Origin of the sequence: Rahnella sp. R3(2024), assembly GCF_042920125.1 — a bacterium.
Taxonomy (GTDB): Bacteria; Pseudomonadota; Gammaproteobacteria; order Enterobacterales; family Enterobacteriaceae; genus Rahnella; species Rahnella rivi.
Genome location: NZ_JBHGBU010000001.1, coordinates 3881177 through 3897328 on the forward strand (window position 1 = coordinate 3881177; position 16152 = coordinate 3897328).

Below are 16152 nucleotides of genomic sequence, written 5' to 3' on the forward strand. Positions count from 1 at the left end.
CAGGAAACCGTTATGTCTGCAAAGTCTGCTTTTCAGAATGCATTTTCTACCCAATCCGTGATCCCTTATTTCAGCCAATGGGAAGATCCTGATGCTGCTGCGGGGATCATTGCCGGGGAGATTTCGCTTTCGGAAGTGACGCTATGGCGTGAATCAGGGGCATCTTCACAGGAAGAGTTTATCGAGTGGGCTAACCATGTCTGCGGAATGTGTTGTCTGAAAATGGTACTGGCAGCAACCTCGGGCAACGTAGTGCCGATATTAAATCTGACTCAGAAAAGTTTACCGTATGGCGCTTATGTGCGGGATGGTGCAAATATCAAAGGCCTGATTTATGCGCCCTTTGTAGAGTTCGTGAGGAAGGAGTTATCGCTGAGTGCGCAGGTGAAAGTCGGGATATCCGCTAAAGATATCGCCGGTGAGCTGGAAAATCACTGTTTTTTCATCGCGTCGGTGCATCCGTCAATCCGTAAGCCTGAGTCATTGCCGCCGCATAAAGGGGGCCATCTGGTTCTTGTTACCCGGGCTGACGCGCAGTCTGTAACCTTTCATAATCCTTCCGGCCACGATATCTCTTCTCAGCAGGACGTTACGCTGTCCGTTGATGCATTCTCACGCTTTTTTGCCGGACGGGGTATTTCACTGGTGGCTGCCGCTAAGTGACCGCATAGCGGCATGGCGAACAACCTCCCGTTCGCCATGCTGTGTCACTCCAGTCTCATGATCCATTCGTCATTCTGTTTGTCATATTTTTCTTTGTACAACACGGAATGACGGCCATCCAGTATCGCCGGTACGCTGGTGTTATCGTCCCAGGCATCCAGTTGCATGCATAAATCAGGATCTGATTTGCAGGGGATATGAACCTTATCGCCGCCTTTTGCTTCAGGTGTTGATAACTGCGCATCATCAATTTCATAACTGCCAATTCTTATAATCGATTTTCCCATCAGGTACTCCTTGCCAGATTAAAGCCAGTGATTTGAACAGGATCAGGTACGACCAGTTGATCGCCCTTACTTGAGAATAGTCGAGAGCACAAAAAGCGCCATAAGAAATTTTAAACCAGGGCAGAAGTGGGATGAATCTCATGAGATGTGCTGAGGGCAAGGAGGAGAAATGCCGGTGCGTCAGTAAGACGTTCCGGCATTTTCAGCAGGTTAAAGCGGGTTAAATCTCACAGAAACCGGCATGGCATTGATCTGATTGCGGCCGTTATTTTTCGACAAATACAAGGCTTCATCGGCAGCGCTGACGATATCGGACTGATCGTCAAGGCCGGGGTCCTGATCGGGCATATACGTCGCAATGCCCTGGCTGATGGTCACCCGGTTAAATTCGCTGAAACTGTGCTTGATGCCCAGCGCTTCAATGGATTCCATGATGTGCTGTGCGACGATCCAGGCACCTTTCAAATCGGTATCGGGGAGGATCGCGGCAAACTCTTCGCCGCCGAATCGCGTGACCACGTCCGTGCTGCGTTTTAACGATTTACGCAATGTGCGGGCGACCAGACGCAGACAGGCATCGCCTGATAAGTGTCCGTAGTGATCGTTGAAATGTTTGAAATAATCGATATCAATCATCACAACGGTCAACGGCGTGCGGTTGCGCTTGGAACGCATGTATTCGTGACTGAGCACTTTTTTGAATTCGCGGCGGTTTGGCAATTTGGTCAGCGAATCTGTACGTGCCTGAATTTCCAGACGGCGGTTAGCCTTGACCAGTTTCAGTTCCAGCAGCTTACGCTCGTGAACATCTTCCGCCGTGCCGTACCAGCGCTGGATTGAGCCATCCGGTGCATAACTGGCCGCCGCGCGAATGCGCATCCAGTTCCAGCCGCGATCCACATGGCAAAAACGCACTTCGATATCCAGCGGTGCACCGGTTTTCAGGCATTGTTCCCAGGTTTGAACCGCGCCACGACGATCTTCCACATGCATGCTCTGGATCCACTTATCGGCCAGAATATCCTGACGGGTCATGCCCGTTATGCGCTGAAATCGTGAACTGACGTCATTGAGCATGCCGCGCGGATCCGCGGTCCACGGGATTTGCGGGTTCAGCTCGACCATATTGCGGTAATGCTCCTGACTTTCCCGCAGAGCCTTCTCCATTCGCTTCAGGCTGGTGATATCCGTCATCGCCACAGACAGTCCGTTCAGCTGATTTTGTCCGTCGTAAGCGGCTTTAATGCGCACGAAGAACACCTGATTTTTGCCCGGAACCGAAAATTCTCTGTCCGGTGTATGCTCGTTGCGCTGCGCCAGTTCCAGTGCGTTGTTGAGTAATGGCGACAGGCCGGGCAGGAAAACACCGACTTTGCGGCCAATGGCTTCAAAAGGTTGCAGGCCAATAATATTTGCCATGGCGTCATTCACCGTCACATATCGCATGTGAAGATCGATGAAGCACAGCCCAACAGGCGCGTTCGAGTAGATGGATTCCAGCTGAAAAAGACGTTGTCCGGGAGCCTGATCCAGTGTGGTCAGATTGCGGTCGATGCCGCGATAGCCCCGGAAATTGCCGTCGGGGTCAAACAGTGGCACACCGCTGGTTTCGAGAATAACTTCCGTTCCATCCGGGCGGATATTACGGTTAAGCAATCCGCCGAAGGGCGCGCGCCGTTCAACGATGGCGGCAAATTGTTCGCCCACACGTTTCGCTTCGTCTGGCGGCATAAAGTCGAACGGGGTTTTACCTATAACCTCTTCAGGCGGGACTCCCAGAAACTCGATGCATTTATTCGAGGAAAATACGTAACGTCCTTGTGCATCGACTTCCCAAATCCAGTCAGAATTGTTATCGATGATATCCCGCAGACTGGCCATTTCCTGTAAAAGCAGTCCATCTGCTGATTCGAGTTTCATTTCATCCGACATGATACTTCTCCGACTGGCAGCTCTTTACTCAACATCAGGCACTATGATTCATTTAGAAAAATGATATATCACTAGCAATGTTATCTTGAGGGCAATAATACATGGCAGGCTAGGATTATTCCTACTTATAATTCAATAAACCTTAATAGATAAAATAGCTTCATATCAAAGATTTGCAGGATAAAATTTTTATCATGCATTTGATTCATGAGATTAGCTCTCAGAAGTTCACTTAAAGGGATGAGTAAGGAGTATTAACTAAAGTGCGTCTTTGGGGGATTTTGCTGTTTTTAGAAAAGTATAAAGAGAATATTCTGCGCCAGCAGGGTGATCTTCTGGCGCAGTAAACTTTAGCAACAATCACGTTAGCTGATCGTTCGGCAAATTCAGATGGCGGATGGCGCCATCTCTGACCAGTTCGCGCGGCAAACTATTTTTGATTCTGCTGCCAATCCGCTTCGCCAGACCGAGCGGTTGCGCCTGCCAGGTCACCAGACATTCATCTTTCGGTGGTGCAGTGTCAGGGTAGATATCCACGCCACGCAGCCAGTTTTGCGCCAGTTCATCATTTATCTCAAAACGATTCACCGCATCTGCGGCGCTGAAAGCGATCACGGCCTCATGCTGCCAGCGGAAACCTTTCGGGAAACGTTCTGCCAGACGCAGCCCGATACGCGAGAAGCGGACTTTACCAAACAGCGGTTCCAGCACGGCCGGGAACAACCAGATTTCTTTATCACGCTGCCACAAGGTGAACTGTTTTTCCGGCCAGCGCAGGCCGGACAGTTGTGCTGCATTCACGATCTCTGCGCTCTCCTGACGTGACACAGGAGAGAAAGGAAAACGGCCTAATTTATAGCCGGGCACCGGCAGACGTGGGACGGAATCTGTTTTACGAAAGCGCGCGACAAAGAACCCCTCGCTGTCATAAACCTGAGGGAATACGTGCAGGTAACCTTGCGGGGTAACGGCTTTCGATGCGTCAGTAAATAGTTGTTCAAGCGTTTCCACTTCAACGGCATCCGCATAGGTATCAAGTAACCACTGACAAACCTGCTGATTTTCCTGCGCGTTGAGGGTGCAGGTTGAATACACCAGAACACCACCCGGTTTTAATGCATGGAACGCGCTGTCGATGAGTTCCCGCTGGGTAGCTGCAATTTCCAGAACGCTGGCCTGCGACCAGTTACTCATTGCATCCGCATCTTTACGGATCACGCCTTCGCCAGAGCAGGGCGCATCGAGCAAAATCGCATCGAACGTTTCCGGCAGGGCGGCACCAAACACACGGCCGTCAAAATGGGTCAGCGCGGTATTGCTCACGCCGCAGCGGCTGACGTTGGCATGCAGCACTTTGACGCGGCTGGCAGAATATTCGTTGGCAACGATGCCGCCCTGGTTATTCATCAGTGCGGCGATTTGCGTGGTTTTTGAACCGGGCGCAGCGGCAACGTCCATCACCAGCACGGGTTGGGTGTCGTTGGCAAACAGCGCGGTGACCGGCAGCATGGAACTGGCTTCCTGAATATAGAAAAGCCCGGCAAGGTGCGCGAGCGCGTTGCCTAAGCGTGATTCATCCAGAGCATGACGATTGATCCAGAAACCTTCCCCGCACCAGGGCACCGGTTCTAATTCCCACTGATAGCTGGCGGCCAGTTCGAGAAATGCCGCCACGCTGATTTTTAGCGTATTGACCCGCAGGCTTGGGCGAAGAGGGCGCTGACAGGCTGCAATAAAATCTTCCATGCTGAGGTTTTCAGGCATGATCGCGCGGGTCGCATCGAGAAAGGCGGCGGGTAATTTATCGGCGAAGGCGCCGGTGGTGGTGAGTTTTGACAAGAGTGCGGTTCCAGAACTGAATAAGTTTTCCAGCGACGGAGTCTAGCATATTTACACCCGATGAACGGCAGGTGCGAATGACCAAAATGAACAGGCCACCCGAAGGTGGCCTGTGTGCGTGAGGGGGCGATCAGTTTCTTGGGATTGCGGTTCCCCAGTCCTGCCAGTCTTTCGGCGCCTCCGGATTAAGCAGGAAGTGATTGCCGCTGGCGGCTTTCGGTGCCAGAGGTGTCGTCGGTGGCGTTGCGAAGGCGATTCCGCCACGAATGAACTGCTGGAATGTGCCGCTTTTGAACACGCCGCCGGTCAGACCGAATTGCAGGTCATACCCGGATGCCAGCCAGAAGACCGTGTTTGCCCGCACCAGATACTGATACTTCTTACTGATGCGCAGTGTGACGTTCACCCTGTCGGCCATCGCGCCAAGGTATAAGCCGGATACGGTACCCACTTCAATACCGCGGAACAGCACCGGCGTACCAATTTGCAGCGAACCGACTTCGGCGGCATCGACCACAATTCCTAATCCGTCGGTATAACGGGAATCGGTTATGGTTGATTCCTGCAAGTCAAAGTTGCGCGTCGGTGCGCCTTTGCCCGCTTCCACATTAATGTAGGGCTGGAGCAGTGTATCCAGATTGCTGACGCCACCGGCAGAAATCTCAGGTGAGACAATCGAGAAGCGCGAGCCGCGACGGGCAAACGCATCGACATATTCCGGATATAGCACCGCTTTGGCCGCCACCTGATTCAGTTGCTGATCCAGTTTCAATGATTCGACCTGACCGATAGTGATCCCGAGATAACGCAGCGGCATCCCCGGCGACAGTTTGCTGGCATCGTAGGTATTGAGAACGATCTGGCTGCCGACAGCGCGGGCTGAGGTTTCTGAGTCATACAGATTACGTTTCGCACCTTTGGTCAGCGTCACGCCTTCCAGATTATCGAAACTTATGGCGCCTTTTAATGCGCGATCGAGCGGTGAAGCCTGAACGGTCAAACCGCTGCCGTTGAGCTGAACCTTCGCGCCGCCTTCTGCCCAGAAAATACTTTTATCTGTGAGCAAGTTGCGATACTGCGGCTGAATGTAAACGTCCACGTCGAATTCATTGGCCTTCGGGCGAACATTAACGATTTCACCGACCTGGAATTTACGGTAGAGCACCACAGAGCCGGTTTGTACGTCTGGCAGGCTTTTCGCGGTCAGCGTCAGCGTTGCGCCGGGTTGCTCACCCTGAATACCTTCGGCCGCTTTTTCGGCGTTGCTGTAAAGCGGGTATTTCTGCGCCGGTGCGCCTTTGGTGCCCGGAATGATGCGTACACCCCCATCTACCCACTCCTGAGCGCTGGCGCCGAGCACTTCCATTCCGTCGATACCCAGTTTGACGTCCACGCGGCTGTTGACCACAAACTTGCTGTCTTTATGCAGCAGGTCTTTGTATTCCGGCATGATGGCGGCGTTAAACAGGATGCCTTCGTCGGTCAGTTTACGATCCATCACTTGTCCGACCGTGATGCCATACAGTTTGATCGGCTGCCCGGCGTCAATGCCGTAGCTTTGCGGAGCAATCAGCTGAACTTTGACGGTGCCGGGGTCCTGAAGCAGCTTGCGGTTACTGTCCAGCACCACGAAATGCTTCTGCGGTTCACCTTCGCCTGGGATCAGTTCGAGCGTGTTGCCGGTGAGCAACTGGCTGAGGTTGGCGTTGTTAAGGCTGATGCGCGGGCTGTTCATTTCAATGCGCGTGCCGGTGCGGATCATATCCAGCACAGAAGGGTCGACGGTCAGTTTACCGGTGACTTTGCTGTCCGCCTGCAGGGTGATTTTGGTCAGCGTACCGACCTGAAGCCCCTGGTACATCAGAGGTGTCTGGCCTTCGGACAAACCATTGCCATTCGGCAGATCCAGATCGATTTCTACACCGCGCTGGCTTTGCGCCAGATCGGGATAAAGGACATAAGACTGATCGGCTTTTGCAGGTTTACCTTCGTTAGGTGAGTCCATTGAAATGGCGCCGTTCACCAGTGCTGCCAGACTTTCCATCTGTACTTTCGCACCGCTGAGGCTGAAATCACCTTTGAAACCTGAGACGTTCCAGAAACGGGTATTGTCTTTTACCAGATTGGCAAAACGTTTATCGATTAGCAGATCAATCGTCACGCCGTTATTACCGCTTTCAATATCGTAATCGTAAACTTTACCGATCGGAATTTTACGGTAATACACCAGCGAACCGGTACTCAGTGAGCCCAGATCTTTGGCGTGCAAATGAATCATCAGTTCGCCGGTATTGAGGCGGAATTTAGGCTGCGTATCAAGCGCCACAAAATGGTCTTTCTCTTTACCCGGCCCTGGCATCATGCCGATGTAATTACCGCCGACCAGCGCATCAAGGCCGGAAACCCCGGCAAGCGACGCTTTCGGGGTGACCAGCCAGAATTGTGTGCCATCGCGCAGCGCATCAGTGAGATCACTTTTGATGCTGACCTTCACCTGAATGGTGCGCAGATCCTTGGTCAGGCTGATGGATTCAACCGTCCCGACTTCGACACCCTGATAACGCACAGGCGTACGGCCCGCCACAATCCCTGCGGCAGACTGGAAGTCGATGGTGACTGTTGTGCCGCGCTCCTGAAAGTTGCTGTAAATCAGCCACCCGGCGATCAGTAAGGCGATAAACGGCAGCAGCCAGAAAGGTGAAATCCGGCGTCTGTGTTTTATCCGTGCTTCAGTCGGTGTATTCGGCGTTTCCTGTTGCATGTGCATCCCAAATCAAGCGGCTATCAAGCCATTCAACGGCAAGAATGGTCAGGATCACGGCGGAGCCAAAGTAAAAGGCGGCCGGTCCCATTGTAAATGACAAAAGCTGGTCACGATTTACCAGCGACATCATCAATGAAATTACAAACAAATCGAGCATCGACCAGCGTCCGATCCAGGTCACCAGCCGTAATAAACGAATGCGCGTTTTCAGTCCCTGAATCGCTTTGAAATGGATGCTGAGCAGCAGCGTCAGCATCACGATAACTTTCGTAAAGGGCACCAGCACGCTGGCGATGAATACAATCGCGGCGATCGGAACATTTCCTGAGGTGGCGAGCGACACTACGCCAGAAAAAATGGTGTCCTTCAACTGCTGACCGTTGGCGTAGATAATCGAAATGGGCAACAGGTTCGCGGGAATCAAAAAGATCATCGCTGCAATCAGCGCAGCCCAGGCTTTTTGCAGGCTGTGTTTATAACGCACACGCATTGGCGTATGGCAACGCGGACACCGTCCGCGTTCATCGGGCTGACCAGTGAATTTGCAGGATAAACACAGACGCAGCGACGAAGGCACGCCTTTAGGCTGGCGCTGCGGATAAAACTCTTCCCACAGCTGTTCTATATTAAGATTTATCATGGTCAGCGTGACCATGACCGTCATCATCAGATACGCGGCCAGCGCCACGCCGACATTGATATCGGCATACTCTTTCACCTTGATGCTGGCGACGGCCATGCCCACCAGGTAAATATCGAGCATGACCCAGTCTTTCAGGCGGTCGAGCATCAGCAACACGGGTTTGAGATTCATGCCGAGTTTGCTGCCAAAATGCAGATAAAGGATGGAGAGGGCCAGCGTGAGCGGTGCGCCAATGGTGCAAAACGCGACCATGCTGGCTGTGACCGGATCGCCCTGACGCGACATCTGCCAGATGCCTTCGAGCAGGCTGGCGTCTATACGGGTGCCCAACAGACGGATGCTGATCAGCGGCTCGGTGAATGCGAAAGGCATCAGCAATAAGATGCTGATGGCAATAGTGATGAGGCGAGGCAGGGAGCAAACCCGGCCCTTTTCGACTTTGGCATTGCAACGCGGGCAATGTGCAGTCTGTGTGCGTTTCAGCGCCGGAAGCGAAAAAAGATGATCGCATTCGCTACAGCGTTGGTAGCGAACTTGCGGGATCTGGGCTGATATCGTGTGTATTTTCATAGTACCTGGAGTAGTAAGAATACCTGTTGTTACAATTACGCATCCCCTCAGGGGGGTCAGGCGAGGCCATCAGGCCAAGATCAGCCAGGTTTTTTTGACAAAATAACGTATTATGCGGTCGGCAAACAGTTATTGTAGGTGAGTCTTTTTGATGTCACACAGGATTAATCTTTTCATATGGGCAATTAATGCTTATTTTAGAGAGGTTAAGCACACCAGAACGGCTCAATGCCCTTAGGTTATTATTGGTTACTACATGAATAAAGAAGCATTCTACACGGAATTAAAACGTGATTTGAGCGCGTTGATCGCCGGAGAGAACAATTTTATTGCCACTCTGTCGAACACCAGTGCCTTACTGTTTGAACGTCTTGAAGGCGTCAACTGGGTAGGTTTTTATCTGATGGACGGCACCACACTGGTACTCGGCCCATTCCAGGGTAAAATTGCCTGTGTGCGTATTCCGGTAGGAAAAGGCGTATGCGGTACCGCAGTGGCGGACAATACCGTTCAGCGCGTGGGCGATGTCCACGCCTTCCCGGGCCACATTGCATGTGACGCATCAAGTAATGCTGAAATCGTTCTGCCCATTACGGTGAAAGGGACGGTTATTGGCGTATTAGACATTGATAGCACCGTTTATCAGCGCTTTGATGAAGCTGATGAGCAGGGGCTGACAGAGTTAGTCAGCGGGCTTTGCCAGCATCTTGAAAACAGTGATGCTGAAAAATATGTCAATCTGATCGCAAGTTGATCGTCGGATAACGTGGCATTTAATAATGGCGTCATTATAATGGCGCCTGTTCATGCCTGCGCCGGTTGGCAAACCCGTTGTAATCAGGAAATTTCATGGAAAATCAACCTAAGTTGAACAGTAGTAAAGAAGTCATCGCCTTTTTGGCTGAGCGGTTCCCGCTCTGTTTTACCGCCGAAGGCGAAGCACGCCCATTAAAGATCGGTATCTTTGCGGATTTGGTCGAGCGCGTGCAAGGTGAAGAGAATCTGAGCAAAACTCAGTTACGCTCTGCTCTGCGTCTGTATACCTCAAGCTGGCGCTATCTCTACGGCGTTAAAGTGGGCGCTGAACGCGTCGACCTTGATGGTAATTCATGTGGCGTACTGGAAGAGCAGCACGTCGAACATGCCCGTAAACAGTTGGAAGAAGCAAAAGCCCGCGTTCAGGCACAACGTGCAGAACAACAGGCTAAACGTCGTGAAGCCGGTGAAACCACTGAGCCACGCCGTCCACGTCCGGCCGCTAAAAAGCCTGCGCCGCGTCGTGAAAATGCGCCCGCTGCTGTGGCTGGTCAGGAAAATCGCAAACCACGTACACCTCGTCCACCGCGTGAGGAAAAACGTGAACCGCGTCATGTGCCAGTAACAGACATTTCAAAACTGCAAATTGGCCAGGAAATCAAAGTCAGAGCAGGACAGAGTGCGATGGATGCTACCGTCTTGGAAATTGCCAAAGACGGTGTTCGCGTTCAACTCTCTTCGGGTCTGGCGATGATCGTGCGCGCAGAACACTTGCAGTTCTGATACGGAGGCCAACTCAGGCATGAACAAATTTGTCAGATTAAGCGTTATCGCAGGTCTGTTAATGGCAGGAGCAGGGCTGGTTAATACCAGCTTTGCAGCGAATGAGAGTGCACCGGTCACTCTTGCTCAACTCCCTGACCTGACACAGGATCCTCAGGACGCCACGGTGAGCGAGCGTGTTACGGCACGCTTTACCCGTTCGCATTATCGTCAGTTCGACCTTAATGCAGATTTCTCAGCGAAGATCTTCGACCGTTACCTCAACATGCTCGATTATGGCCACAACGTATTGATGGCTTCCGATGTCGCACAATTTACTGATAAACGTGCAACCTTGGGTGAGGAACTGAAATCCGGTCAGTTAACCACGCCATACGCTTTATTCAATCTGGCGCAAAAGCGTCGCTTTGAACGCTACGACTATGCGTTAAAAGTGCTTGCCCGCCCGATGGATTTCACTGGCAACGACACGATTCAACTTGATCGCAGTAAATCCCCGTGGCCGAAAGACCGCGCGGAACTGGACAAATTGTGGGATGCGAAAGTCAAATATGACGAGCTGAACCTCAAGCTGACCGGTAAAAACGATCAGGAAATTCGCGACGTGCTCTCCAAACGCTACCATTTCGCGATGAAGCGTCTGACCCAAAGCAACAGCGAAGACGTATTCCAGTTGGTGATGAATGCCTTTGCGCATGAAATCGACCCGCATACCAATTACCTTTCTCCTCGCAGCACCGAGCAATTCAATACTGAAATGAGCCTGTCTCTGGAAGGTATTGGTGCCGTTCTGCAGGGTGACGACGATTATACGGTGATCAACTCAATGGTAGCAGGCGGCCCGGCGGCCAAAAGCAAAGCCATTGCAGTGGGTGACCGCATTGTCGGCGTAGGTCAGGTTCAGGCGGGTAAACCCTCACCGATTGTTGATGTGATCGGCTGGCGTCTTGATGACGTCGTCGCGCTCATCAAAGGACCAAAAGGCAGCAAAGTTCGCTTGCAGATCCTGCCAGCGGGCAAAAATGCTAAAAATCATGTGATTACCCTGACGCGCGAAAAAATTCGTCTGGAAGACCGTGCAGTCAAAATGACCATCAAAAATGTCGGCGCTGAAAAAGTTGCTGTCATGGACATTCCTGGCTTCTACGTTGGGTTGACGGACGACGTCAAAGTTCAGCTACAAAAAATGGCTAAGCAGAACGTTAACAGTCTGGTTATCGACCTGCGTACCAACGGCGGGGGTGCACTGACGGAAGCGGTTTCTCTGTCAGGTCTGTTTATCCCAAGTGGCCCGGTAGTTCAGGTTCGCGATAACAATGGCCGCATCCGTCAGGATAGCGATACCGATGGCGTCGTTTACTACAAAGGTCCGCTGGTGGTTCTGGTTGACCGTTTCAGTGCTTCTGCGTCTGAAATCTTTGCTGCGGCAATGCAGGATTATGGCCGTGCGCTGATTGTGGGTGAACCGACCTTTGGTAAAGGTACCGTTCAGCAATACCGTTCGCTGAACCGTATTTACGATCAGATGCTGCGCCCGGAATGGCCGGCCCTCGGCTCCGTGCAATACACTATCCAGAAGTTCTATCGCATCAACGGCGGCAGCACTCAGCGTAAAGGGGTTACCCCGGATATTCTGATGCCAACCGGTATTGAATCGATTGAAACTGGCGAGAAGTTCGAAGATAACGCGCTTCCGTGGGATAGCATCAACGCCGCGACGTACAATAAATTGGGTGACATGAAGCCGTTCCTGCCTGAATTATTGAAAAATCACGATGCGCGTATTGCTAAGGATCCTGAGTTCCAGTACATCCAGCAAGATATTGCACGCTACAAAGCGCTGAAAGATAAACGTGATATTGCCTCTCTGAATTACGCTCAGCGTGATAAAGAAGATAAAGAGGATGATGCACTGCGTCTTAACCGCCTGAATGAACGCTTCAAACGTGAAGGTAAGAAACCACTGAAATCTTTGGATGATTTGCCAAAAGACTATGTGGCACCGGATCCGTATCTTGATGAAGCCGACAATATCGCGGTTGATCTCGGCAAGCTGGAAAAAGCATTGAGTGATCAGGCTCCGGCTGCGGCGAAATAATCGCTTCGCTGGTCTGCCTGTGAATTTAAGAAGCGCACTTCGGTGCGCTTTTTTTATGCCGTGAAAATGAAAGACAGCGCAATCTCGATGTTATGTACCGTGGCTTTATCTGTGAAATAAAATACTTCAAAATGTAAAGTATTGTGATTTTAGGCCTTTAAGGCCGCGGAACGCTTGAATCCGTGGAAGAAGCCCATAGGATCAGTATCAGCCGGACGGGCATGTCCCGGTGGCAGGACCCAATGAATAATAATGAAGTAACGAAGAGGAATTGAAAATTTTATGATGCGTATAGCGTTGTTCCTGATGACAAACCTGGCAGTTATGCTGGTCTTTGGGCTGGTGCTCAGCCTGACAGGCATCCAGTCCAGCAGCGTGCCGGGGCTGATGATCATGGCCGGGTTGTTTGGCTTCGGCGGTTCCATCGTCTCTTTGCTGATGTCTAAATGGATGGCGTTGCGCTCGGTGGGCGGTGAAGTTATAGAGCAGCCCCGTAACGAAACAGAGCGCTGGCTGGTCGAGACTGTGCGCCGCCAGTCACAGCAGGCGGGCATCGGTATGCCACAGGTGGCGATTTATCACGCGCCGGATATCAATGCGTTCGCCACCGGCGCACGACGCGATGCTTCTCTGGTTGCCGTCAGCACCGGCTTATTGCAAAGCATGAGTCAGGATGAAGCCGAAGCGGTTATCGCCCACGAGATCAGCCATATTGCGAATGGCGATATGGTGACCATGACCTTGATCCAGGGGATCGTGAACACCTTCGTGATCTTTATTTCCCGTCTGATTGCTCAGGTTGCCTCAGGCTTCCTGTCTGGCAACCGTGACGGCGAAGAGAGTAACGGCAATCCAATGATTTATTTTGCTGTCGCGACAGTGCTCGAACTGGTCTTTGGTATTTTGGCCAGCATCATTACGATGTGGTTCTCGCGATATCGCGAATTCCATGCCGATGCCGGTTCTGCGAAGCTGGTGGGTCGTGAGAAAATGATCGCAGCATTGCAGCGTTTGAAAACCAGCCATGAGCCGCAGGAAGCGGGCAGCATGATGGCGTTTTGCATCAACGGTAAATCTAAGTCTTTCAGTGAGCTGTTTATGTCTCACCCGCCGCTGGATAAACGTATTGAAGCACTTCGCAGCGGCGAATATCTTAAGTAATCCTCAGATATTGCACATAAAAATGCCCGGCAATCGCCGGGCATTTTGCTTTCTGAGATCTGCTCAGGATTTCAGGTCTTCAGCAGCCTTTTGACTGCTGGTTTTCTGCGTCATTCTGAGCAGGCTGACCAGCGCGCCGGTTCCTGCCAGCGTACCGGCCAGTATCAGTGATGCATGTGTGCCGTGTTCCGGAAACAGGTTAAACATCAGCGCCACCATAGCCGCACCGGTCGTCTGTCCCAGAAGACGTGCGGTGCCTAACAACCCGCTTGCTCCGCCGCTGCGGTTTCGCGGCGCGGAAGTGATGATGGTGTGATTATTGGGAGACTGAAATAGCCCGAACCCCGCGCCGCACAACAGCATTCGCCAGATAATATTCAGATGTGAAGGCTCAGGCGGTAGCAGTGACAGTGAAAACAATCCGATTGAAAAGACGATAAGCCCGATACCTCCGAGCATGCCGGGGTGATAACGCTCAACCAGGCGACCGGCGATGGGTGCCATCACCATGGTTGCTAACGGCCACGGCGTCAGCAGTAAACCGGTGTCGACAGAGTTCAGCCCTAACGTATTTTGCAGGAAGAAGGGCAGAGAGACGAACGCCAGCATCTGCGCACTGAACGAACACAGCGATGTGCCGAGGGAGAGGCTGAAAATCGGGATACGCAGTAAATCTACCGGCAATAACGGAAAAGGCTGTGAGAGCTGACGGCGTACAAAGAACCAGCCAATTATCAGCAAGGCGATGACCTCTGCCAAAATTAAGCCATGATTCTGACCCTGAGCAAAGCCGCTGATCGCGATGATGAGCAAACCGAAGGTCAGTGCATTCATCACGCTGCTGGTAAAATCAAAACGCTGCCCCTGACTGCGTGTCGAATTGGCGGGCAGGAATTTAAGGCCTAAAAGCAACGCCGCGATACCAATCGGCACGTTAATGGCGAACAGCCATTGCCAGGATGCCACTGACAGGATCCCGGCAGCAATCGTCGGGCCGGCGGCAGAGGAGACGGCCACAATCAGCGCGTTAATTCCCACTCCCCGTCCCAGAAAGCGTTGCGGATAGATGATCCTGATCAGCGCCGTATTGACGCTCATGATTGCCGCTGCGCCAAAACCTTGCAGAACCCGTGCAATGGTCAGCGTCATCAGGGAGTCTGACAGAGCGCAAAACAAGGATGTAATGCTAAAAACCAGCAGACCTGTTTGATAAATGCGGCGATAGCCGAAAATATCGCCCAGAGAGGCCAGTGAAAGCAGGGAGATGGTAATCGCCAGCTGATAGGCGTTGACGACCCAAATCGACGCGGCCGGGCTGGCGTGAAAGTCATTGGCAATGGTCGGCAGGGCTACGTTGGCTATCGCGCCATCCAGCACTGAAACGGTGATACCCAGTGCGATAGCCAAAATCGCGCCGTATCGCTGGGGAAGGGGAAGTCCGTCGTTGGGTATAGCATTTGGGGTCATAGGATCTGTCAGCGCATAGTCATCAGTGAGGGTAATATTACTACGCTAATGAACTGAAAGTGACAACAGTCACAGTCTGTGACGAATTATTTAGTCTATGCATATTATGAAACAGGGTTAACAGTTCTCACATTCCTGTTCAACGGCTTGATTGCTTCTGTGTGACGCTTGCCACTATAATAAAAACCACGTTCTATTTTTTTTGAAACAAAACCAACGCGAGCAGGTAATTCACTCTATGGCTATCGCAGATCTTGATAAGCAACCCGATTCCGTTTCTTCCGTTCTGAAAGTTTTTGGTATTTTACAGGCGCTCGGCGAAGAGCGTGAAATTGGTATTACTGAACTTTCTCAACGCGTAATGATGTCGAAAAGCACGGTGTATCGCTTTTTACAGACGATGAAATCTCTGGGTTACGTCGCTCAGGAAGGGGAGTCAGAGAAATATTCACTGACGCTCAAATTGTTTGAGCTGGGCGCAAAGGCGTTGCAAAACGTTGATCTAATCCGCAGCGCTGATATTCAGATGCGTGAATTGTCACGCCTGACGCGCGAAACCATTCACCTCGGCGCGCTGGATGAAGATGGCATCGTCTACATCCACAAAATCGATTCCATGTACAACCTGCGTATGCATTCCCGTATTGGCCGACGTAATCCGTTGCACACAACGGCGATTGGTAAGGTGCTGATGGCCTGGGGTGACAAAGCCGAAGTGAGCGCACTGTTGCAGGAAATTGAGTTCACCCGCAGCACTGAAAATACCATTATGAATGCCGCTGACTTACAAACAGCGCTCGATCAGGTACGTGAACAGGGCTTTGGGGAAGATAATGAAGAGCAGGAGCAGGGCCTTCGCTGTATCGCCGTGCCGGTGTTCGATCGTTTCGGCGTGGTGATTGCCGGGTTAAGCATTTCCTTCCCGACAATTCGTTTCTCTGAAGAAAGTAAGAGTGACTATGTTGCAATGCTGCATACCGCAGCGCGTAACATTTCAGAGCAAATTGGTTTCCACGATTATCCATTCTGAATTTATGCCGAGCAGAACGACGTCTTCGCAAATCGAAATGATGATACGTGAAATGAATTGTTAAGCTCTGATTGAACGCCTGATGGTGTCGACTGTTTCACACTGGCCGTAGTCTCACAGAGATTACGGCTTTTTTATGTGACTGAATGACGCACCAGG

Annotated in this window: 12 protein-coding genes; 6 read left to right on the top strand and 6 right to left on the bottom strand. The window is 51.7% G+C overall.

The features are described 5' to 3' along the window. The first annotated feature begins 12 nt into the window (after positions 1-12). Positions 13-663 (top strand): hypothetical protein, encoded by a 651-nt coding sequence (locus ABSH60_RS17700; RefSeq protein WP_390975074.1) that lies wholly within the window; start codon positions 13-15, stop codon positions 661-663. 44 nt (positions 664-707) lie between these two features. Here the strand turns inward: ABSH60_RS17700 and ABSH60_RS17705 are convergent, their stop codons facing one another. From ABSH60_RS17705 to yebS, 5 genes are all read right to left on the bottom strand, one after another. Beyond that, the gene (locus ABSH60_RS17705) at positions 708-950 is read right to left on the bottom strand and encodes a DUF1480 family protein (RefSeq protein WP_056773387.1); all 243 of its coding nucleotides are present in this window, start codon (positions 948-950) and stop codon (positions 708-710) included. A gap of 210 nt (positions 951-1160) precedes the next feature. Next, complete coding sequence (locus ABSH60_RS17710; protein ID WP_217204688.1) at positions 1161-2882, bottom strand: diguanylate cyclase; 1722 nt, start codon at positions 2880-2882, stop codon at positions 1161-1163. 360 nt (positions 2883-3242) lie between these two features. Further along, the gene (rsmF, locus tag ABSH60_RS17715) at positions 3243-4721 is read right to left on the bottom strand and encodes a 16S rRNA (cytosine(1407)-C(5))-methyltransferase RsmF (RefSeq protein WP_390975077.1); all 1479 of its coding nucleotides are present in this window, start codon (positions 4719-4721) and stop codon (positions 3243-3245) included. 130 nt (positions 4722-4851) lie between these two features. Next, positions 4852-7482, bottom strand: coding sequence for a PqiB family protein (locus tag ABSH60_RS17720; protein ID WP_122096200.1), 2631 nt, complete (start codon positions 7480-7482; stop codon positions 4852-4854). Next, entirely contained in the window at positions 7451-8698 is a 1248-nt protein-coding gene (yebS, locus tag ABSH60_RS17725) for a membrane integrity lipid transport subunit YebS (protein ID WP_056773397.1), read from the bottom strand. The genes ABSH60_RS17720 and yebS overlap by 32 nt, the downstream gene beginning before the upstream one ends. A 256-nt stretch (positions 8699-8954) precedes the next feature. Between yebS and ABSH60_RS17730 the strand changes: the two genes are divergently transcribed. The 4 genes from ABSH60_RS17730 to htpX all read left to right on the top strand — a co-directional run bounded on the left by ABSH60_RS17730 (position 8955) and on the right by htpX (position 13496). Next, on the top strand, positions 8955-9452 hold the full coding sequence (locus ABSH60_RS17730) for a GAF domain-containing protein (protein WP_390975079.1): 498 nt from the start codon (positions 8955-8957) through the stop codon (positions 9450-9452). A 95-nt stretch (positions 9453-9547) separates the two neighbouring features. After that, positions 9548-10237 carry an RNA chaperone ProQ gene (proQ, locus tag ABSH60_RS17735; protein WP_056773403.1) on the top strand — a complete coding sequence of 230 codons (690 nt, stop codon included), beginning with the start codon at positions 9548-9550 and terminating at the stop codon, positions 10235-10237. A gap of 19 nt (positions 10238-10256) precedes the next feature. Beyond that, the gene (prc, locus tag ABSH60_RS17740; RefSeq protein WP_056773407.1) at positions 10257-12335 is read left to right on the top strand and encodes a carboxy terminal-processing peptidase; all 2079 of its coding nucleotides are present in this window, start codon (positions 10257-10259) and stop codon (positions 12333-12335) included. A gap of 282 nt (positions 12336-12617) precedes the next feature. Next, positions 12618-13496 (top strand): protease HtpX, encoded by an 879-nt coding sequence (gene htpX / locus ABSH60_RS17745; RefSeq protein WP_056773410.1) that lies wholly within the window; start codon positions 12618-12620, stop codon positions 13494-13496. Between the two features lie 63 nt (positions 13497-13559). Here htpX and ABSH60_RS17750 read toward each other — a convergent pair whose 3' ends face one another. Beyond that, entirely contained in the window at positions 13560-14963 is a 1404-nt protein-coding gene (locus ABSH60_RS17750; RefSeq protein WP_183846512.1) for an MFS transporter, read from the bottom strand. Between the two features lie 238 nt (positions 14964-15201). On the opposite strand from ABSH60_RS17750, the gene kdgR reads away from it, so the two are divergent. After that, a complete protein-coding gene (gene kdgR / locus ABSH60_RS17755; RefSeq protein ID WP_056773416.1) occupies positions 15202-15993 on the top strand; it encodes a DNA-binding transcriptional regulator KdgR in 792 nt (263 codons plus the stop codon). Positions 15994-16152: the final 159 nt, after the last annotated feature.